Genomic DNA, 20042 nt, shown 5'->3' on the forward strand with positions numbered 1-20042 from the left:
CTATGAGAGAAGTGTACGGCATTAAAGAATAATCAATGTTGGTTCCTAGCCGGAACCGTTGGAACCGCTGTCCGGAGCCATTGGCACTAGGCTCCGGACAGCCTGGTTTCTTTTAGTGGAATATTCATCGCCACCAGGGAATAGTTCTTATCAAAGAGCAATTTGGAGCTACGAGATGCCATCAAAAATATTTATTGAAACATGGGTTTGTTCTTGGCGACTCGGCTATATTATAAATGTGGATCTCTGTTGCCCGCTATCTGTTTAGCTATTTTTGCGGGGAGTACAATTTCCACTCTGCATAGTGAAAATTGTAGCCTCTTATTATTTTTGGGTGAAATGCTGTCAAATTGGTCATCGATGTCTAATTTGAGGAATCATAGCCTTTTAGATATTCCGTGGTATTAAGCCGTTTTGCAAGAAAGAGGTTATATAAAAAAATCTGGAAAGTCAATTTTGAATTTGAAAAAAATGAACTGATCATATATTTAATCGATGCAATATGATATACTGAATTTGCAAGTTCTCAACGATAATAGCATACTTATCGAAAGGTAAGGACGCAAAGCCAAGGGCCTAAACAAATGTATGGTAGCCGGTTGCCGAAGGAGAATTCTTTTTATTCTCCAAAATATTGAAAGGAGAATTACATGAAAAAGAAGATCAAAGTTTTGTTTTTAGCAATTTTAATAAGTTGCTTGATTGTTGATCCAGCATTTGCTTCTGATCTAACAATTGAAAAAGACATTGAAGCTGGAATTACACCTGACAGTATCTTTTATACTTTCGATCAGCTAGTGGAAGACTTACAAGTTGCTCTATCTTCCAGTCCAGAAAACGATGCACAATTACTTCTGCAATTTGCTCAAGAACGATTGTCTGAAGCTAAAGTTATGGAATTGGAAGAGAAGGACGAATATATAGAAGAGGCTTTGGAAGATTATCTTGAAAAGTTTGAAGAGGCTCAGGAATTGATTGCTGAATCCTTGGTGTCTTTACCTCAAGACGATGTAAAAATCGAAGAACTGTATACTGAACTTGAAGAAGCGGCAGTAGTAGAAAACGAAGAAATAAGCGACGATTTGGAAGAAGATTTGGATAATGCTTATTTAGTTGCAAATGTAATAAGAGGACTGGAAATAGAAAAAGTTACTGCCATAAGAGAGTTGGGCTTGGGTTATGGTCAAATAGCACAAGCGTTTGCTTTATCTGAATATTCAGGATTAAGTGTTGAAGAAATTGCTGCTCACTTTACAAGTGAAGATATTGGTTTTGGTGATGTTGCTAAGCTGATCGGCTATCATCCAGCAGAAATAAATAAGGATAAAAAAAGTGATAGAGCAGAACAAGAAGACGTAGTAGAAGATCAAGCAGAAATTAAAGAAGACCAAGTAGAAATTAAAGAAGACCAAGTAGAAATTAAAGAAGACCAAGCAGAAATATTTGATAATTTAGACGCAAAAGAAAAAATTCAAGTCGAAAAAATAAAAGTTGAAGAAGAAAAAATAAAAGCACAAGATAAGAAGATTGAAAATCAAGAAAAGAAGGTCAATAATGACAAAGATAAACTTGATTTAGGAAGCAAGAATAACGTTAAGGACAACAGAAAAGTCGTAGAAAAAGACGATTATAGTAATGATGTTGAAGAAAACGATGAAAACGTGGAGTAGTTTTGATTTTAATGAATAAATTGCACCGAAGTTGATAATTGGTATTTCAGAGCAAAAAGAACTGCTAAGGCAGTTCTTTTTGATTTTCCATTTCAACAAGGTCTTTTCTGTACTTGAGAGGAATAAACTTTTGTTGAAGTTTAGGATTGATCCTTGATTCGATTGCAATAGTTTTAACGTATTTTTTCCAAAGTAAAATGAAAGGATCTTCAGGCAAGTCTTTTTCTTGCATGCTCTTAGAATAAGGTATCAGAAGGCTGTCGCCATCGTGTGCGATCAATGCCAGATTTCGTCTTTCATCATGGATTATAATTTTCTCGTTTCGAAATCTGTCTGTGAAATGGTCACTGATTGCAGGTAAGATAAAGTATTCAGGATGAATTTTTGCATAAAGAGTGTATCCAATTTGGCGAAAACGAACAAATCCTTCGTAGCGATGGACTTCACGTTTTACTTTTAGCACAAGAGATTCGAAAGGATAGACCCGATCATGAGAATGAGCATCTTTGAATTTTGCTCCTTCACGAAAACACAAGTCTACAAATGACAACGTAATATCTTCCCAACCATATACTTGTGATAAATAACTGTAGTAGACGTCTTTTGAGGTTTGCAATCCCAGGTGACGATATAGCTTTTTATACATATATTCGGCTTCTTTTTCATTGGTTTTTATTGTTTTGCAGGTAGAGCTCCAACCCATTTGGTAAAAACCGGATTCGGCAATAGTTGATGCCGGTTCATGAGCGAAATGACAATACAGGCAGGTAAGGAATCCTTCAAAGGTGCCGTCGTAAAGATAATCGGTCATCTAATCACCCCCAAATACTGATTTGTTGCACAGCAGGTTTATCTGCTAATACTTTTCTTAGTACGTCTGCTTCTAATTTTTGGCCGTAATATTTTCCTTTCGCCAATACAAAATGTTGTGCTTTTTTTAGCACGCATCCCGTTCTCTTTAGTCCTTCAAAATCCAATGATCGTACCCGACGTTCAGCAATAATTTTTTTTGCCGAAATATCACCGATTCCTGGAACTCGAATCAACATGGAGTAAGGTGCTCTATTTATTTCCAAGGGAAAATACTCCAAGTGCCCCAAAGCCCAGGATAGTTTAGGATCCATTTCAATATCCATATTTTCATTTGCATTTGAAAAAAGTTCCGAAACGGTAAAACCGTAAAACCGAAGCAACCAGTCTGCTTGATAAAGTCTGTGTTCCCTCAACATCGGAGGTTTAGCCCATAAGGAAGGAAGATTAGGACCTTCGTTTACAGGAACATAAGCTGAATAATAAACTCTTTTTAATTGATATTGAGAGTAAAGTTTTTCACTAACGGACAGGATTTTGCGGTCTGTATCCGGAGTAGCGCCGATGATCACCTGTGTGGACTGACCTGCAGGCACAAATTTAGGTGTGTGTGTTAAATATTTTCTATCATCTCTATTATAAATAATGTCCCGGCTGATTTGCTTAATTGGGTTGAGAATCTTATCAAGGTCTTTTTGCGGGGCTAGAAGTGATAACGACCGCTTTGAAGGCAATTCCATATTTACGCTCATTCTGTCAGCCAGCAGACCGCACCTTTGAACCAGATCTTCTTGTGAACCAGGTATAACTTTTATGTGTATGTACCCATTGAAATTATGAACATTGCGTAAAAGATGCAACACTTGATACATTCTTTCCATAGTTTGATCTGCGCTTTTTTCTATTGCGCTACTGAGAAACAGCCCTTCTATATAATTTCTTCGGTAAAACTCCATTGTCAAAGAGGCGATTTCTTCCGGTGATAAACTTGCTCTGGGAATGTCGTTTTCCGCACGATTGACACAATAAGCGCAATTGTATATGCAATTGTTGGTCATAAGAAGTTTCATCAAAGAGATGCACCGTCCGTCAGCCGCCCATGTATGGCATATCCCAAAGGATTGAGAATTTCCAAGCCCGTTGTTTTTGTTTTTTCGAGAGACTCCGCTTGATGAACAGGAAACGTCATATTTTGCACCATCAGCCAGCAAAGTCAGCCTTTCATACATATCAGATTTCATTTCTTTCACCTCATCATAAATATAGCACAAATGCTAAAACAACACAAACATATGTTCGCGTTTAAAGAAAAATTGATTGATCAATATTGCTTATATTTCGAAATATTTTGATTATTTGTATAAAATTATGGGAATTATTCTTATGTGGGTTATTTAAATCTGTAATAACTTTTTAAGGAGGAGAATAAATGAATTTTTTTGGATGGATAATATTTGGTGCGATTGCAGGCTGGTTGACGACAAAACTCCGAAAAGACAGAAAGGGAGGACTTTTTCGCAATATTATAATTGGTGTTATCGGTGCTAATGTCGGAGGATTTTTGTTTGAACAATTCGGTTTTACAGGTGTTACAGGATTCAATCTGTGGAGCATGTTCGTTGCAGTCATTGGAGCAATGATATTGCTTGCCGTTGTTAATGCGTTGACTGGATGATTTTTAATGTTTCAAGACTGCTCGCATTTACCGAGGCTTATGGGATCAAAATCGGAGATGATATCGAGCATCTTATTTTCAAGGATAAAATCTTCAATTTCATTTTCAGTAATGGATAGTCTGAATCCTTCAATGATTTCGAGATTCAGTAGTTTGTGAATTGCTTGCCTGACCTTCAAGACCTTGTTGATGCACAACCTGGTCATCATTAGATCAACGCTGATAAGAATATATAGATCAGCAAGATGAGATTTGTTGCGCAAGTCTACAACCAAGCCGAACATTTCAGTATAGACTTTGGGCACAACAGATTTTGCAGATTCTAGAAATGTATCGGACTCATCCGTAATAAACTCCAAGTAAAATTTGGAAAATTTATCAAAGCTCGTCAGAATGAGATAATGGTAGGACCACCACAATAATTTGTTTGTGTGGTGGTTCTTTTTATCGATGGAAATATTATGTGAAAGTACCATTTCAACCAGAAGTTCAAAATAATTTTTTATAATTATACTGGCCAGGGAAGATTTGCTGGTATAGTGGTATATAACCTGAGTATGAGAAATTCCACTTTCTTGTCCAATCATCCGCATGGAAGTATTTCTGTAACCATGTTCCATGAACAAAATGGTAGATGATTCAATTATTCTTGACTTTAATTCTTCTATTCGGTCCAAACGATCACCCTCAGTAAATTTAATCTAAGTTAATTATAAAGCAAATATATCAGTTTTAAAGAATAAATTCAATATAATAAAAAAGAATTCATTGACAATATTATAAAGAAGAATTATTATATAACATATAATCCAACCATGGTTGGAAATAATCAAAGAGGAGAATCAAAATGGGAGATTCTTATGAAGAAAGAGTTGCAAGGATTTATGATGCACTGAATCACAAAGAACCGGATGTGGTACCTTCACTTGCATGTATGGGAACGTTTACGATAGGGTTCAATAATTGTACTGTAGAGCAGGTTGAGAATGATTGGCAATTATCTGTAGAGAATTTTTTGAATACGCAAAAGGATTTGTATGCTGATGCAGTTTACACAGCCGGAGTAGTGTTTGACTCGAAATTTGCGAAAGCCATAGGTAGCCCTGCGCACTTTGTTTCTGCTGACAAAGAAACGATTCAACATCATCAACAGATCCCAATGGCTGCTGACGAATACGATAAATTGATTGCTGATCCTGAAGGATTTATGATGAATGTTTTGCTTCCAAGAACTGCAAAAAGGCTTAGCGGAGCGTATCCTGAAAAGAAAAAGGCTATCCTTGAATTCATGAGCCACCTTAATGATAAATTAGCTGAATGGACAACAATCGGTCAGAGGCTTAAAGAGGAATACAATAGACCGATCATGGCTCCCGTGGTCAATGCATACCCGCCCCTCGATTTTATTTTTGATTATTTTAGAGGTTTTGAAGGTACAGCAGTTGACATGAGAAGGCAGCCTGAAAAGCTCGTTGAAGCCTGTGAAGCAGTGTTGCCATTCATGTGGAAAAATATGGGAATACCTGATGATGCTACCAGAGTTCCTGAGTTTCCACCTTTTGCGACGATGTTTCACATTCCCACTTTCTTAAGTCCGAAACAATTTGAAAAGTTCTTTCTTCCAACATATCAAAAAATGGTGGATAGAATTTATGAATGTGGCGGTAAAATGATTATGTTTCTGGAAGGTACCTGGGATAATAAAGCTGAATGGCTTAACTCCTTGCCTAAAGATTTCGCATTTGGGATTTGCGAAGCTGATGACATTTTTAAAATGAAAAAATTGGTAGGCGACAATATATGCATTGTCGGTGGCATGCCACTGGATAAATTGAAGTACGGTACCGTCCAGGAAAACGTAGATTATGCCAAATATCTGGTGGATGAATTGGCTCCAGGTGGAGGATACATATTCAGTTCGAGCAGAGAACTTTTGACTAAGACCGATGTAAACTGGGAGAATTACAAAGCAGCTTATAAAACTGTACACGAGTACGGTAAAAAATAGGAGGATAGAAGATGGAAGATAAAACAGTATTGGAAGTCATAAAGGAAATCGAAGAAAATGAGTTAAAAGATTTGCCACCTGAGCAAAGAGAAGCATATATACATGCAATGAAGTTTTTTATGTTGGCGATTTAACAATAAAAAGATAAGTGCAGAACCTGTTGTTGAAATATGACAACAGGTTCTTTTGATTGCCTTAAACCATGTTTAACCTAATACTAGTTTGAGAAATATTATTTATTTCTGAATGTGAATATTGACTTAATCTAAAATTTAGTGTAGGTTTATTGTTAAATAATTATCTAAACAATTAGAGGTGTATAAATGTATAAAATCAGTGAATTTGCTCAAATGACAGGTTTGGCGCCATCGAAAATCAGGTTTTATGAAAAAAATGGTTTGCTCAAAGTTCGTAAGGACAATAGTGGCTATCGATATTTCACAGCAAAGGATGCATTTAGGGTCAACGCTTTTAGAGTGCTTCTTCAATATGGTTTTACTGTCGAAATGTCAATCGAAATGCTTGATGAAAAGCAAAGTGAGGTTTGGTTTGTTGAGAATTTGAAGTTGCAGACAGAGGAGATAAAAAAAGAAATTGAATTGTGCACATGTAGATTGGATCGACTCAATAACGTAATCAACTTGCTAGAGGGAGGTTCGGACAGTAAACTTGAGATAATTTTTATGCCGGATTTTTTGCTCGTTTATGCCTCAGATGGACTTGATTTCAGTATTTCGAAAAAAAATGAGCGAACATTGTCAAAATTTGCTGATCTTCTTTCACTTACAAGTTATGCAAGAATTTTTAAAAAAGAAGAATTCTTGAACCAAAAAACAAAATTGCATCCCAGTTACGCATTTGCCATCCAAGCTTTAAAGGAAGAATATCTGGGAGATTACGATAAAAATCAAGTTGAATATTTGAGTCTTGGAAGGTGTGTCCGGTATCTACGCAAAACTAACAGAAAAAATAGTGAAAAAGCGCACTCTTTTGAAGAGCTGTTCGATTTTCTTGAGAAACATAATTTAGTAATTCGGGGTGATATAATGTTATTGCCAACTTTTCTGAATTTGGATGATGATGAACGAGATTTTGAGATATTATATATACCAATAAGATAAAATCACGTCTTGACCTTAAACAATGTTCATACTTTAGAATGATTTTATAACTACTTGTTATAAATATCACATTTTGGAGGGGAAGTAATGAACAAGAAAGTGAAAAGAAGTTTAAGTGTGCTCATTGTTTTTTTTATGGTAATGGGTTTACTTGCAGGTTGTGGTCAATCAGATACCACGGCAGATGTATCGTATAGTCCTGGGACTTATACAGCTGAGGTTTATGGATATCTTTCATACCTGACAGTTGAGACTACGTTCAATGACTCGGAGATCACCGATGTAAAGGTTGTTGAGCAAAGTGAAACTCCTGAACTGTTCACACTGGTTGAGAACCAGGTTCCAGGTGCAATTGTTGAAAATCAAAGTTTGGGTATCGATACTGTTTCTGGTGCGACAATATCTAGCATGGCAATAATCAATGCCGTCTCAGAGTGTGTCGATCAAGCGGGTGGAGATGCTTCTGTACTAAGAGCTAATAAAATTGAAAAACAACCTGGCGAAGCTGAAGAATACACAACAGATGTTGTCATAATTGGAATGGGAGCTTCAGGATTTATGGCAGCCCACAATGCGGCCATCAATGGTGCGGATGTTATGGCCATAGAAAAAGGTGCCAGTGTTGCTGTATCTAATGGTGTCAAAGTTTCTGGGCCTTTTGCGGTAGACACGCCTGTTTTGCAGGCACAAGATTCAAAGTTGACTGTGGATAAAGCATTTTATCATATGATGGATTATTCACACTGGTCAGTAAATGCCGCTTTAGTTAAAAGAAGCCTTGAAACTTCAAGTGAAGCTGTTACTCAGTTGATGGATATGGGATATGAATTCAAGGAAGCAGATTTCCGATTCGAAACACCTTTTAAAGGAGAATATGGTGGATTCCATTTGATATTAAATCCTCTAGAGGAAAGAGTAAATATTTGGGAGAGTACTCTTGAAAAAGATGGAGTGGAAGTATTATATAATACAGTTGGAGAGAAGCTAATTACTGATGGCGATATGGTAGTAGGGGTAGAAGCTACTAAAAAAGATGGAACTAAGGTGACTATCAATGCAGAAGCGGTAATATTGGCTACCGGAGGTTTTGTTGGTAATAAAGAAATGATTGAGAAATATTTTTCTGGTGCAGAAATAAATCCTGCCGGAGGAAGTTTGAGTACTGGTGATGGAATAAATATGGCACTGGAGGTAGGTGCTGTCATGGATAAAACTTTTGGTATCTGTGGAAGTGAATACGGTGGTACTAATACTAAAGCAAGTAGAAGTGCAAAACAAGACAAATACGACCAAAACACAGCATTTAAATTTGGGGTTTACGGCGGATTATACGTAGATGCTCAAGGTGAAAGGTTTATGAATGAAGGGCAAATGGTAGATTATCCAATGTCATTTGGAAGTGAATCAATAATAAGAAATAGTCCTTATTATGCCATAGTCGATCAAAAATTTGTCGATGCAATGAAAACCCAAGGATTATACGAGTATACTAGAGAAAAAGGTGCTCCTGACGATTGGACAATAGGAAATTACTATAAAGGAAAAATTTTAACCAATTTGGATGCAGATTTAGAAGAAGGTATCAAAGAAGGCTGGATATACAAAGCAGACACGATCGAGGAACTCGCAGAGTATTTTGATACGCCTAATCTTGCGAAAACAGTGGAAACATATAATTCATTTGTAGAGGGTGGAAAAGATCTTCTTTTTGATAAAAATCCAATGTACTTGTCTGAAATAGGTGAGGCGCCTTATTACATAATTGAAAATGAATTTAGCGGTTGGAGTACAATCGGAGGAATTCGTGTGGATGCCTCTTTAAGAGCTCTAAATGATGATAACAAACCGATACCAGGGCTATATGTTATTGGGGCCGATGCAGGAAGTTTATTCTCTACTCCTTATTATGACATACCCGGATCTTTTTATGGTTTAGCCATAGATTCTGGAACAATTGCGGGCAAAGAAACGGCAGCCTATGTTTTAGAAAATTAAGGTGACAACATGAAAAAATTAATGTTAATAATGTTAATTCTAATATCAACTTTGTCTTTCGGCGCATGCTCGGGCAGCAAATATGATGATGGGAAATACACCGCAGAGTCATTTGGAAACGGCGGAGATATTTTGATAGAAGCTAACATCGAAAACGGAAAAATTACAGATATTAAGGTATTGGAAAATGATGAAACACCAGCTATGTTGAAAGCAGTGGAAGAGACTTTGATCCCACAAATAATTTCAAAACAAGGTGTGGAAGAAGTAGATACAGTTTCAGGTGCTACAAAAACTAGCGAAGCTGTTATCGAGGCAGTCGGTGAAATACTAGATCAAGCTTCAAAATAAGATTTTATTAGAAAATTAGTATTTTGATATTTAGAGTTGCATCTTTACGTAGATGCAACTCTAAAATTTTTTGCTAAAAGATCATATCAATGATTCTACAATTGGCATGATGTGTTTTTTGTTGGTGAAATCCACAACTTTTCCGTATGTGGCAAGCATGCCTTTTGAATCGTCATCAAGATCTTCAGGATTTTTTGATTTGATTGATTTAACAGATAAATACATTAAAAATCTGTCGAGCGGGTTCATTTTTTTGTAGTTGAGTCCGCCACGGAGCAAGTGGAATTCTACCTTATCAAGCATTTCAGGAGCAAGATTTTGTTTTTTAAGTTCTTCTTTTGCAGTATCTTTTTTTAAAGTGGCACCAACTGCAACTACAATGATTCGTTTTTGTTTCAATCGTTCAAAATTTCTCTTGATCAAGGAAAAGCCCAGAATACCTCCGGCGTAAAGGCCACCACAATAAACCAAAGTATCGTAAGGAATCAGATCATTGATTTTTATGTCTTTTCTTTTTAACAAATCTGTGTTCAATTCTTCAGAAAGCCATTTGGCATATTTTTCAGTGCTACCATACTTACTTTGATAAACTACAGCAATATCAGACATATTAATGCAACTCCTTAATTTTTTTCTTACAGAACTATCTTAACTTTTGCATGATAAAAATTCAAGAGCAATAATAAGTGATCAAACCTTGGTTGATTCCTGATACTTCTGCTATTTTTTTATTGGTTATCTTATTGTAACCCTCTCGTATGTACAGAATCTTAGCAACTTCGTAGATTATTTGTTTTGTTTGCATGGCAGCTACCTCGTTTATTCGTTGACTTTATATGCAGGAAGTATATCAAAAAGTTGTATAAGAGTAAATTGTTGTATTTACAAAAACTGATGAATTATTTTTTTCAAGTACAAATAAATGTAAAAAAACAAGCAATTACAATAAGTGTTAAAATAATAACAAAATAGTTATTTTGTACTTGACTAAAATTTACTTTGATGATAAAAGTATTATAAGATTATTTATGTTTTGAAGTAAGTGTCTTAAGAAAGATGTTGGAGTGCAAATAAGAATTACATTTATATCAATTAAAGGGGGCACGTGAAATGAATGATAACAGAGATTTGACACCAGCGGAAATTACCAATGCAACGGTTGTTGTTGGTGTCAGAAAAGTAGCCAACAGAAAAATCAATCAATTTATTTTGGCGATACTGGCAGGAGCTTTTATTGCATTTGCAGCAGAAGGTTCAAATATGGCGGCATTTAATTTATTTGCAAAACCTGAAACATACGGCTTGGGAAAAGCGTTAGCCGGATCCATATTTGGAACAGGACTTATGTTGGTGATCATCGCTGGAGGAGAGCTTTTTACCGGTAACTCGCTGATTTTGGCTGGAGTTTTTGCTGGTAAGGTAAAGATAGAAAAAATGCTTGCCAATTGGGGAATCGTTTACATTGGTAATTTTGTAGGATCTATTTTGATAGCTTATATGATGGTCAAATCTGGCCTATTCAATAGTGGAGCAAACGGATTGGCAGCTACCACTTTGAAAATCGCTTCGTATAAGGTGAATCTTAGCTTCATGCAGGCTTTTTATTTAGGAATTATGTGCAATTGGCTAGTGTGTTTGGCTGTGTGGATGTCATTCGGATCAAAAAATATAGTGGGAAAGGTCTTTGCGATATTTTTCCCGATTTGGCTATTTATCACATCGGGTTTTGAACACTCAATTGCAAATATGTACTATATACCTGCAGGCATTCTTTCAAAAACCAACGAGGCATGGGTTGCTGCGTCAGGGCTAACTGCTGAGCAATTGGCAAATTTAAACTGGAGTACTTTTACAATAAACAATTTATTACCCGTGACTTTAGGCAACCTGGTGGGGGGCGGCGTATTTGTTGCTTTATTATATTGGTTTGTTTACGTAAAAAACAACTAAAGTTCACCTTGATTTAAATGTTTAAGTCAAATAAAAAATCGGTACCCTGCTAGAGTACCGATTTTTTTATGTTTTAATCTTCACTTAAAGCAATACCTATTATATCATCTAAATACACTATCAAATGTTTGAGTTTAGTGGTCGTGCCACCGGATTTTAAAGTGGCATTTTCTATTGTGATGAAAGAATTTCTTTGTTGCTCCATAAATGGATCGTCCATATCGTATTCACTTTCATAATACTTTAACATGCCATTGATAAAGTCAGGGAAAATGCCAGAAGAAGATTCATCGATGATCAATATTTTTCCTTCAATCAATCCAGCTGCCGTAAGAAGATTGATCCTCTTCCTTTCAGTTTGAGCCAACTCTACGAATCTTACCAAATATTCAATAGAATAATTTTTTAATCTTTCTGTAGTCACGATACATACCTCCTATCCTTTCATCACCATTATAACATATTTTATAAATATTGTATTTATAAATACAACAGATTCAATATTTTGAATAACTCAAATAGCGTTAGTACCAAGATAAATTATAGTTTTTTCAAGCATGTTATTCCTTGACGGCATTCTCAGTCAAATAGTCAAAAACCGATTGATGTAAAACCGTCATTGTCAAATAAGGAAGTCCATAAGTTTCTTCATATTCAGTGTAGTCTTCAAGTGCCATGGTATCTTTAAAGAAAGTTTCTATATCATCCTCGGAAACTGATATCTCGGCATCCTCGGCTATGGCTTGGACTATCAAATAATAATTTGCAGTTTCGGTGTTAGTCTCCAGATTTGCCTCCATCAACTCTTCTTGTGTTTCAACTCCCAAATAGGTAGTTAAGAAATCTTCAAATTCCATGTCATAGTATTCGACGTATTCCTTGTAGTATAAAAGCATTGACTCTTCTTGGAATTTTAATAATTTATCAGGTAGAGAATTAACAGTGCTCTTCTCAAGCAAATAATCCTGTATATAAATTTGAATTGCCGATTTTTCAAGGTCGTCAGTAATTGCGGCTTTCATTTGATCAACATTTTCCCAACCGTACGGCTCTTTTAAATTTTCAGATACGAAATCATCTGTTAAATCTGGGACAACCGATTCAGAAATATAGTTTACCGTAATGGCGAACTTTGCATCTTTGCCGTTAAGGTCTTCATTGCCGTAATCTTCAGGAAAAGTAACTTCAATATCGAATGATTCTCCTGGAGTATGCCCAATTAGTTGCTCAAGAAAGTCATCTATATAGCTGGTAACGCCGATAGTGACATCAGTACCTGCACCTCCGGTACTTCCTCCTTCAAATTCTACACCGTCTACACTGCCTACGTAGTCGATGTTTACAGTGTCGCCGTCAATGATTTTGCGATCTTTGACTTGATTTTCAGTGGTAAAAGAAGCTAATATGGAGTCCATTTGAGCAATAACATCGTCGTCTGATACTGAATAAATGTCTTCCGATATTTTGATGCCTTTATATTCAGGTAGATCAACATGATCTAAAGCGTCAACATCTATCCACAAACCATTATCATCTAAATCTCTGCTGTACGTAAACTCCTCTTCCGTTTTGTCTGTAGTGCAGCCTGTCAACATTAAGCTGAAAATGGCTATGAAAAGTAACAGACTTAAAATTAATTTTGATTTTTTCATATAATACCTCCAATTTACTTATGATCAGTTGAAATTGATCGAAAAAGTTTGACTCGACCAGTCGCTTTATTATACACGATAAAACTCAAATTAAAAAGATTATTAAGTAAGTCTTAAGTTACGAATGTTTGTTATTTTGATTGGTATTTTCCTCAGTAAAAAAAGTCATGATAAAATATATAACCATCAAAATAATGGAAATCGTTATTTGAAATCTATTATCATCGACAGGGCAGGCTCCGGGAGCCAAATTTTTTCCGGCTAGATATGTTTGTAATAATGTGTAACCCGCAAATAGAATTGCTATGTAGAATACGACATTTGTTATTTTTGGATTGATTTTTTTCATGAATACCTCCAGTTTGCTTTTGATGTTTAGAATATTAACACAAATTCAAATCATGATAAAGTTATAAAAAAATAAAACCAGTATTTTAGAAGTCTTGTCACTAAAAAAGCGATACCGGTTTCTACAATTTCCGGTATCGCTCTTAAAAAATATCCATTTTATTTAACTACAAGAATCGTTATTGGTGTTTCATGAAGTACTTTATTGGTTACGCTTCCAATGAATATTCTTTTGAAGCCGGCTCCCAATCCTTGTGAGCCCATTATTATGAGATCTACGTCATTTTTCTTTGCATACTCGATGATTTGAGTCGCAGTATCCCCTTCGAGCAGTTCAGTTTTTACGTTTTCAGTATTTTTGAATTCCTTTTTTGCCTCATTTAAGATTTTTTCGGAGTCTTCTTTGGATGTTTTAACCAATAAATCGTAAGCATTGGTAAAACCTGCAGTTCCGACTGCAGGAACTGCGAACTTGATGTCAACCACATTCAGCAATATCACTTCACTGTCAAAGGCCTCCGCAATTTTTGCGCCTTTCTGTGCAGCTCTTTTGGAAAAATCTGAACCGTCAACTGGAATTAGAATCTTTTTCATGATGAAACACTCCTTTATTTAAAATCAAACATCATTCATATGTTTATGCGCGACAATAGTGTTAGAGATCATTGAAGTTCATTAGACATGCGTAAACGGTATAATAGAAAAAAGTGTTTAAAAATAACTTGATCTTGTGAGAAGTTTAAAGTGAAAAATCTGGTCAAGTATTTTATACCACATTATTACATTTCTTAAACATGAATCAAAATAGTGTCTGGTGATTGGCAATTCGCAATGAAAAAATTGACTTTACGCCATAATACAGCATAAGAAACCAAAATTTGTTATAATATTGGTAAAAACAACGAGGTGAAAAGTTTATGGCAGCTATAAAATATGATGTCGTAGAGAAAATTGCAGTGCTTTCGCAAAAGGGAGAATGGACTAAAGAATTGAACATGGTCAGTTGGAACGATAGACCTGCAAAATTCGATATAAGAGATTGGAACCATCAAGAGGGAAAAATCGGGAAAGGTGTAACTTTGACTGAAAGCGAAATTAATGAATTGAAAGATGCAATTGAGAAACTCGAAATCTAAATTGGATCGACTCTATGCACACCTTTAACATATCAGCGATAAGGGAGGATTTTAAAATCGATTATTTTAAAAAAATTGTTATGGACAGATATGGTTTAACGGATGCTTATGCAACAATTATCGGATATATTGGGGCATTTGCCATTGTCTTTTTAATTAGTATTTTAGTGTACATCTTGGCAAAAAAAATATTTATCAAAATGGTGATCGGACAAATCAAGAAAAGCAAATTTAAATGGGACGATACACTTCTGAACAGAAAGTTTTTTGACAGGATGATAACGCTGATGCCGTTACTGATCGTTCACAGTGGTTCGACTTACCTGGGGATCTTCAGCGAACCAGTGAAATTTATAGCGTTTATGTTGATTCTGGTCCAAATTGCTAGAATAGCAGGCTGTTTTTTAGAATCAGTCAATGATATATACTCCAGATTTGAAGTGTCGAGAGAAAAACCGATCAAGGGGTTTTTGCAGGTCATAAAAATCATAATTTATGTTCTTGTGGGAATTCTGATTCTGGCAAACCTTATGGGAACCAATCCTTATGTAATGCTTAGTGGACTAGGTGCCGTTGCGGCAATATTCTCTTTTATATTCAAAGACACCATTTTAGGCTTGTTGGCAGGAGTGCTTCTTTCTGTCAACGATATGTTGAGAATTGGAGACTGGATAGAAATGCCGAAGTATGGCGCCAATGGGGATGTCATGGACATAACGATGAACACTGTGAAGGTAAGAAATTTTGACATGACTATAACTACGGTACCTGCATACGCATTGATTTCAGATTCTTTTAAAAATTGGAGAGGTATAGCTCAAATTGGTGGAAGAAGGATAATGAGATCAGTGTACATAGATATTTACAGTGTAAAATTCTGCACAATGGACGAACTTGTTCGATTCAAAGAAATCGAAATGATAAGGGGACCCATTGATACAAAAATCGATGAAATCAGTGCCGGAAAGGAAAATGATATAACCAATTTAGGCGTTTTTCGCATGTACCTTGAAGAGTATTTGGATCGCCATCCCAGTATACATAAAGAAATAACTCACATGGTCAGGGAATTGACACCCACTGAGAAGGGCATTCCACTGGAGGTATATGCTTTCACCAACGATATTGGCTGGGAGTCTTATGAGAATACACAATCGGAAATATTTGAACATATTGTAGCAATGACTGAAAAGTTTGGGTTGACACTTTACCAGCAACCCTCAGGGCTGGATGTGAAGAAATTGCACCGTAAATTTGAATAAAAATTAGTTGTGTCAGAAATGCATATACTTGTATATTTTTCAGGAAGCGAAAGCTTAAAAAACTGAATTATCAAGACCCGATATATCATTGACCCAGTTTTCGATTTGATTAAATTACTTAGTTTTAGGGACTATATGCTCAATCTATGCTTAATTATCGATTCTTAAAACAGTTTTCGGTTGCAAACATAAATAGAAAAGATCATGAAAATCATCGACCAAGTTAATATATATTCATAAAAATGAATTTAAATACTGTAAAACAGACGTCGTTACAAGAAATCTGTAAATTCACACTATTTAAACATTGTTTTTTAAGATGTTCAATGATAAGATTAATTGGTAAAAGATTTATTTTATCTAAGAAAGGGGAATGTTACATGAGTAAGAAAAAAAGGGTAGCGGTTCTTAGTATTCTTCTTGTTTTGGCACTCGTTTTCAGCGCATGCTCAGGCGGCTCTGACGATAACGGTAATGGCGATGATGCTCAACCAAAGATACTTAGAACAAACAATTCAAGTGAACCGGGGTCATTAGATCCTGCGTTGGCACAGGGAACTCATGAGTCTTGGGTACTTGACCACGTATTTGAAGGACTTATGAAAAAGAGCCAAACTGGAGAAGTAGTTCCTGGAATGGCCGAAAGTTATAAGATGTCAGATGATGGACTAACTTATACTTTCAAAATTAGGGACGACGTAAAGTGGTCTAACGGAGAGCCTGTAACTGCTCACGATTTCGAGTATTCTTGGAAAAGAGCTTTGGATCCAGAAACTGCAGCTTACTACTCATATCAGTTCTATTACATCAAAGGTGGCGAAGCGTACAATACCGGAACAGGAACTGTTGAAGATGTTGGAGTAAAAGCTATCGATGACACTACTTTAGAAGTAGTATTGGAAAACCCGGCAGGATTTTTCCTTGAGCTCACTTCATTTTATTGCTACTTCCCAGTAAGCAAGGATGTTGTTGAGGAAAACCCTGATTGGGCAAAAGATCCTTCTACATACGTTTCTAATGGACCTTTCCTTTTGACTGAGTGGGTTCACAATGCCAGCATAACTTTGAGTAAAAACGACGAGTATTACGATGCTGACATGATCAAATTGGATGGGATAGAATTTTCCATTCTTGATGATGAAAATACAGCTTGGCAAAGATACGAAGGTGGAGAGTTCGATTTCTTGACGCCATTGCCACAAACTGTAGTAGCACAAATGACTGCAGACAATAACCCTGAACTGGTCATTGGAACAGATTTGGCTACTTATTACTACAACCTAAATACCGAAGTTAAACCTTTCAATAATCTTAAAGTAAGACAGGCACTTTCCATGGCGATTGACAGGGAATCTATCGTTGTAGACGTTGCACAAGGTGGACAGGCATCAGCAGAAGGGGTAGTTCCATTTGGTATTCCTGATGAAACTGGAGCAGATTTCCGTGATGCATCTGGAAACCATGTCACTTACGATGCCGCAGCTGCAAAGACTCTTCTTGAAGAAGGTTTAGCAGAAGAGGGTATGACTATTGAAGACATGTCAAACGTTACATTGCTTTATAATACCAATGAAGCTCACAAGAAGATAGCTCAAGCTATTCAAGAAATGTGGAGAACTGCATTGGGCGTGGAAATCAACCTTGAGAATGTAGATTTCCAAGTGAAACTTGATAGAGAGAAAGCAGGAGATTATGAAATTTCTCGTGCAGGATGGATTGGAGACTACATAGATCCGTTGACATTTATCGATCTTTGGGTAACAGACGGTCCTTACAACGATGCAAACTTTTCAAATGCTGAATACGATGCATTTGTGAATACTGCAAGAAATTCAACTGATCAGGCAGAGCGTATGGAGGCAATGAGAAATGCAGAAGAACTGTTGATGGGTGAAATGCCGGTTATTCCAATATACTTCTACACTCAACCTTATGCACAAAAATCTTATGTTACCGGAGTCTACAAACCTGTAAACAGATATCCATATTTCATATATGCTGATATCGTTCAGGAATAAGAATATTATTGACAATAAAGAAACTGTTTGATAGTATTTAATAGTTAATTTAGGGAAATCGAAGCTCTATTAATTTATTAATAGAGCTCGGTTTCTTTTATGATAATAACAAGTAAGACATTGGCTGTTATTTGCCAATCTATGAAGGAGAAGAACTATGTCAAAATATCTTTTAAAAAGGCTGTTCATGTCATTGGTAACCATATGGGCTGTAATAACAATTACCTTTGCCTTGATGCATTCAGTTCCCGGTGATCCGTTCAGATCTGAAAGCAAGATGCCACCGGCGGTATATGAAAACCTACTGTCCCAATACGGATTGGACAAACCGGTACCGCAGCAGTATGTAATATACCTAGGTAACCTTTTGCAAGGTGATTTGGGTGCGTCAATGAAATCTCGCGTTGAGACTGTAAACGATATGGTAGAAAGAGGTTTTCCCGTGTCTGCTCAATTGGGAGCCCAGGCATTGTTGATCGCCATTGTTTTTGGACCTGCCTTGGGTAGTTTGGCTGCACTATACCAGAACAAATTTCCAGATTATTTGTCCATGGTAATTGCAATCATAGGAATATCCGTGCCTTCATTTATTATGGGAACGGTGCTCATTCAATTTGTGGCCAGAAATGTGGCTTATTTTCCAATTGGAGGATGGGGCACATGGCAGCATACGTTACTCCCCTCATTTGCATTGGCTTTAATGCCTCTGGCTACCATGGCAAGACTTATGAGATCTTCCATGCTTGAAGTGTTAAATCAAGATTATATCAAAACTGCTAAATCTAAAGGGATTAGAAAATCAGCTGTGATTCTCAAACATGCTGTTAGAAATGCGATTCTTCCGGTTATTTCTATTCTGGGGACTACCATTTCCAATTTATTGGTGGGAAGTTTTGTTATTGAGAAGATTTTTGGGATTCCCGGACTGGGAAGATTCTTTGTTCAATCAATTAGCAACAGGGATTACACCCTTATTATGGGAACTACCATATTCTATGCGATAATACTTGTAGCCATGCTGTTTATAGTTGATATTGCTTATATGCTGATTGATCCGAGAATCAAGCTTGCTAAGGAGGGACGATAATGAAGGCAGATTTGGATTTTAGACCGGAAATGTTTGAAGTTGCAGACAAAACCGATTTGAATGTCGACAAGATTCGTCGCCCCAGTATAAAATTTTGGCCGGATGTTTGGAGAAGGCTGAAAATGAACAAGTTGGCGATGCTTGGACTTACCTTGATCATTGCCATGATTGTCATGGCTTTCATTGGAGTCAAGTTGTCGGGATATACTTATTTTGAACAAAATCTCAAGCTCAGAAACACCCATCCCAATATGGAATTCTGGTTTGGAACAGATGAGCTCGGAAGAGACATGTTTACCAGAGTATGGTATGGAGCCAGATATTCTCTTGCTATAGGCGTTATAGCTGCGTTTATAGATTTTGTAATAGGAATCACATACGGAGGCATTGCCGGCATCAGTTCAAGAAGGGTCGATGCGATCATGATGCGTGTAGCTGAAGTAATATACAGTATTCCCTATTTGTTGATAGTGATACTTCTATCAGTTGTTCTTACTCAGGAGGGAGGCGGAAGTTCTATGTTCGTTCTGATCCTGGCTATGAGTTTGACAGGTTGGGTGCCAATGGCCATTTTAGTCAGAGGGCAGGTTCTTCAACTTAAAGAATCCGAATATTCTTTAGCTTCCGAATCTTTGGGGGCAACAAAAAGCTGGATACTTAAAAAGCATATATTTCCAAATACTCTTGGACCAATTTTAGTAAATGTTACGTTGACAATACCAAGAGCCATTTTTGCAGAAGCAACCCTCGGATTTTTGGGTCTGGGTCTTCAAGCCCCCATGTCGAGTTTAGGTACATTGGCAAATGACGGTCTGGCAGGTTTGGCTGTTGGAAATGCTTATCAAATCATAATACCGGCCATATTTATTTCGTTGATCATGTTTTCATTCAATGTTCTTGGGGACGGTTTGAGAGACGCTTTGGATCCGAGATTACGTAAATAGAGAGAGGTAGTACTG

General features: G+C 36.5%; 22 protein-coding genes and 1 riboswitch. Of the genes, 13 read left to right on the forward strand and 9 right to left on the reverse strand.

Translation table 11 applies throughout. The features are described from left to right. Positions 1 to 527 precede the first annotated feature (527 nt). Positions 528 to 607, forward strand: a riboswitch (cyclic di-GMP riboswitch). A gap of 43 nt (positions 608 to 650) precedes the next feature. Then, on the forward strand, positions 651 to 1670 hold the full coding sequence (locus IWB18_RS04750) for a DUF5667 domain-containing protein (protein ID WP_195682467.1): 1020 nt from the start codon (positions 651 to 653) through the stop codon (positions 1668 to 1670). Between the two features lie 64 nt (positions 1671 to 1734). Here IWB18_RS04750 and IWB18_RS04755 read toward each other — a convergent pair whose 3' ends face one another. Further along, entirely contained in the window at positions 1735 to 2481 is a 747-nt protein-coding gene (locus tag IWB18_RS04755; protein WP_195682468.1) for a TIGR03915 family putative DNA repair protein, read from the reverse strand. Positions 2482 to 2485: 4 nt separating this feature from the next. After that, positions 2486 to 3721: a putative DNA modification/repair radical SAM protein gene (locus IWB18_RS04760; protein WP_195682469.1), complete on the reverse strand. Its 1236-nt coding sequence runs from the start codon at positions 3719 to 3721 to the stop codon at positions 2486 to 2488. Between the two features lie 188 nt (positions 3722 to 3909). Between IWB18_RS04760 and IWB18_RS04765 the strand changes: the two genes are divergently transcribed. Beyond that, positions 3910 to 4155 carry a GlsB/YeaQ/YmgE family stress response membrane protein gene (locus IWB18_RS04765; protein WP_195682470.1) on the forward strand — a complete coding sequence of 82 codons (246 nt, stop codon included), beginning with the start codon at positions 3910 to 3912 and terminating at the stop codon, positions 4153 to 4155. Between the two features lie 11 nt (positions 4156 to 4166). On the opposite strand, the gene IWB18_RS04770 is transcribed toward IWB18_RS04765, so the two are convergent. Next, positions 4167 to 4832 (reverse strand): TetR/AcrR family transcriptional regulator, encoded by a 666-nt coding sequence (locus IWB18_RS04770; protein ID WP_195682471.1) that lies wholly within the window; start codon positions 4830 to 4832, stop codon positions 4167 to 4169. Positions 4833 to 5002: 170 nt separating this feature from the next. Between IWB18_RS04770 and IWB18_RS04775 the strand changes: the two genes are divergently transcribed. The 5 genes from IWB18_RS04775 (at position 5003) to IWB18_RS04790 (ending at position 9630) form a co-directional block, all read left to right on the forward strand. Further along, positions 5003 to 6163 (forward strand): uroporphyrinogen decarboxylase family protein, encoded by a 1161-nt coding sequence (locus tag IWB18_RS04775; RefSeq protein WP_195682472.1) that lies wholly within the window; start codon positions 5003 to 5005, stop codon positions 6161 to 6163. A gap of 11 nt (positions 6164 to 6174) precedes the next feature. After that, the gene (locus IWB18_RS12580) at positions 6175 to 6297 is read left to right on the forward strand and encodes a hypothetical protein (protein ID WP_269747905.1); all 123 of its coding nucleotides are present in this window, start codon (positions 6175 to 6177) and stop codon (positions 6295 to 6297) included. Positions 6298 to 6486: 189 nt separating this feature from the next. Continuing rightward, positions 6487 to 7284: a MerR family transcriptional regulator gene (locus tag IWB18_RS04780; protein WP_195682473.1), complete on the forward strand. Its 798-nt coding sequence runs from the start codon at positions 6487 to 6489 to the stop codon at positions 7282 to 7284. 87 nt (positions 7285 to 7371) lie between these two features. Beyond that, positions 7372 to 9279, forward strand: a complete 1908-nt coding sequence (locus IWB18_RS04785; RefSeq protein ID WP_195682474.1) for an FAD-binding protein — start codon at positions 7372 to 7374, stop codon at positions 9277 to 9279. 9 nt (positions 9280 to 9288) lie between these two features. Next, positions 9289 to 9630 carry an FMN-binding protein gene (locus IWB18_RS04790; protein WP_195682475.1) on the forward strand — a complete coding sequence of 114 codons (342 nt, stop codon included), beginning with the start codon at positions 9289 to 9291 and terminating at the stop codon, positions 9628 to 9630. 81 nt (positions 9631 to 9711) lie between these two features. Here the strand turns inward: IWB18_RS04790 and IWB18_RS04795 are convergent, their stop codons facing one another. Beyond that, positions 9712 to 10239, reverse strand: a complete 528-nt coding sequence (locus IWB18_RS04795; protein ID WP_195682476.1) for a flavodoxin domain-containing protein — start codon at positions 10237 to 10239, stop codon at positions 9712 to 9714. Positions 10240 to 10300: 61 nt separating this feature from the next. Then, a complete protein-coding gene (locus IWB18_RS12585) occupies positions 10301 to 10435 on the reverse strand; it encodes a TetR/AcrR family transcriptional regulator (RefSeq protein ID WP_195682477.1) in 135 nt (44 codons plus the stop codon). A 305-nt stretch (positions 10436 to 10740) separates the two neighbouring features. Here IWB18_RS12585 and IWB18_RS04805 point away from each other — a divergent pair, with 305 nt between their 5' ends. Continuing rightward, positions 10741 to 11580: a formate/nitrite transporter family protein gene (locus IWB18_RS04805; protein ID WP_195682478.1), complete on the forward strand. Its 840-nt coding sequence runs from the start codon at positions 10741 to 10743 to the stop codon at positions 11578 to 11580. 73 nt (positions 11581 to 11653) lie between these two features. On the opposite strand, the gene IWB18_RS04810 is transcribed toward IWB18_RS04805, so the two are convergent. The 4 genes from IWB18_RS04810 to IWB18_RS04825 all read right to left on the reverse strand — a co-directional run bounded on the left by IWB18_RS04810 (position 11654) and on the right by IWB18_RS04825 (position 14174). Further along, positions 11654 to 12004, reverse strand: a complete 351-nt coding sequence (locus tag IWB18_RS04810) for a hypothetical protein (RefSeq protein ID WP_195682479.1) — start codon at positions 12002 to 12004, stop codon at positions 11654 to 11656. A gap of 136 nt (positions 12005 to 12140) precedes the next feature. Next, entirely contained in the window at positions 12141 to 13232 is a 1092-nt protein-coding gene (tig, locus tag IWB18_RS04815) for a trigger factor (RefSeq protein WP_195682480.1), read from the reverse strand. A gap of 118 nt (positions 13233 to 13350) precedes the next feature. Then, positions 13351 to 13581 (reverse strand): hypothetical protein, encoded by a 231-nt coding sequence (locus IWB18_RS04820; RefSeq protein WP_195682481.1) that lies wholly within the window; start codon positions 13579 to 13581, stop codon positions 13351 to 13353. Positions 13582 to 13739: 158 nt separating this feature from the next. Further along, entirely contained in the window at positions 13740 to 14174 is a 435-nt protein-coding gene (locus IWB18_RS04825) for a universal stress protein (protein ID WP_195682482.1), read from the reverse strand. A 323-nt stretch (positions 14175 to 14497) separates the two neighbouring features. Here IWB18_RS04825 and IWB18_RS04830 point away from each other — a divergent pair, with 323 nt between their 5' ends. The 5 genes from IWB18_RS04830 to IWB18_RS04850 all read left to right on the forward strand — a co-directional run bounded on the left by IWB18_RS04830 (position 14498) and on the right by IWB18_RS04850 (position 20027). Beyond that, positions 14498 to 14716, forward strand: a complete 219-nt coding sequence (locus IWB18_RS04830) for a YdbC family protein (protein ID WP_195682483.1) — start codon at positions 14498 to 14500, stop codon at positions 14714 to 14716. 80 nt (positions 14717 to 14796) lie between these two features. Next, positions 14797 to 15978, forward strand: coding sequence for a mechanosensitive ion channel family protein (locus IWB18_RS04835; protein ID WP_195682484.1), 1182 nt, complete (start codon positions 14797 to 14799; stop codon positions 15976 to 15978). Between the two features lie 380 nt (positions 15979 to 16358). Then, positions 16359 to 17996, forward strand: a complete 1638-nt coding sequence (locus IWB18_RS04840; protein WP_195682485.1) for a peptide ABC transporter substrate-binding protein — start codon at positions 16359 to 16361, stop codon at positions 17994 to 17996. A 157-nt stretch (positions 17997 to 18153) separates the two neighbouring features. Continuing rightward, a complete protein-coding gene (locus IWB18_RS04845) occupies positions 18154 to 19083 on the forward strand; it encodes an ABC transporter permease (protein WP_195682486.1) in 930 nt (309 codons plus the stop codon). Continuing rightward, positions 19083 to 20027: an ABC transporter permease gene (locus tag IWB18_RS04850; RefSeq protein ID WP_195682487.1), complete on the forward strand. Its 945-nt coding sequence runs from the start codon at positions 19083 to 19085 to the stop codon at positions 20025 to 20027. Before IWB18_RS04845 ends, IWB18_RS04850 begins: the two co-directional genes overlap by 1 nt. Positions 20028 to 20042 lie beyond the last annotated feature (15 nt).

Origin of the sequence: Alkalibacter mobilis, assembly GCF_015594845.1 — a bacterium.
In the GTDB taxonomy this organism is placed as follows: domain Bacteria; phylum Bacillota; class Clostridia; order Eubacteriales; family Alkalibacteraceae; genus Alkalibacter; species Alkalibacter mobilis.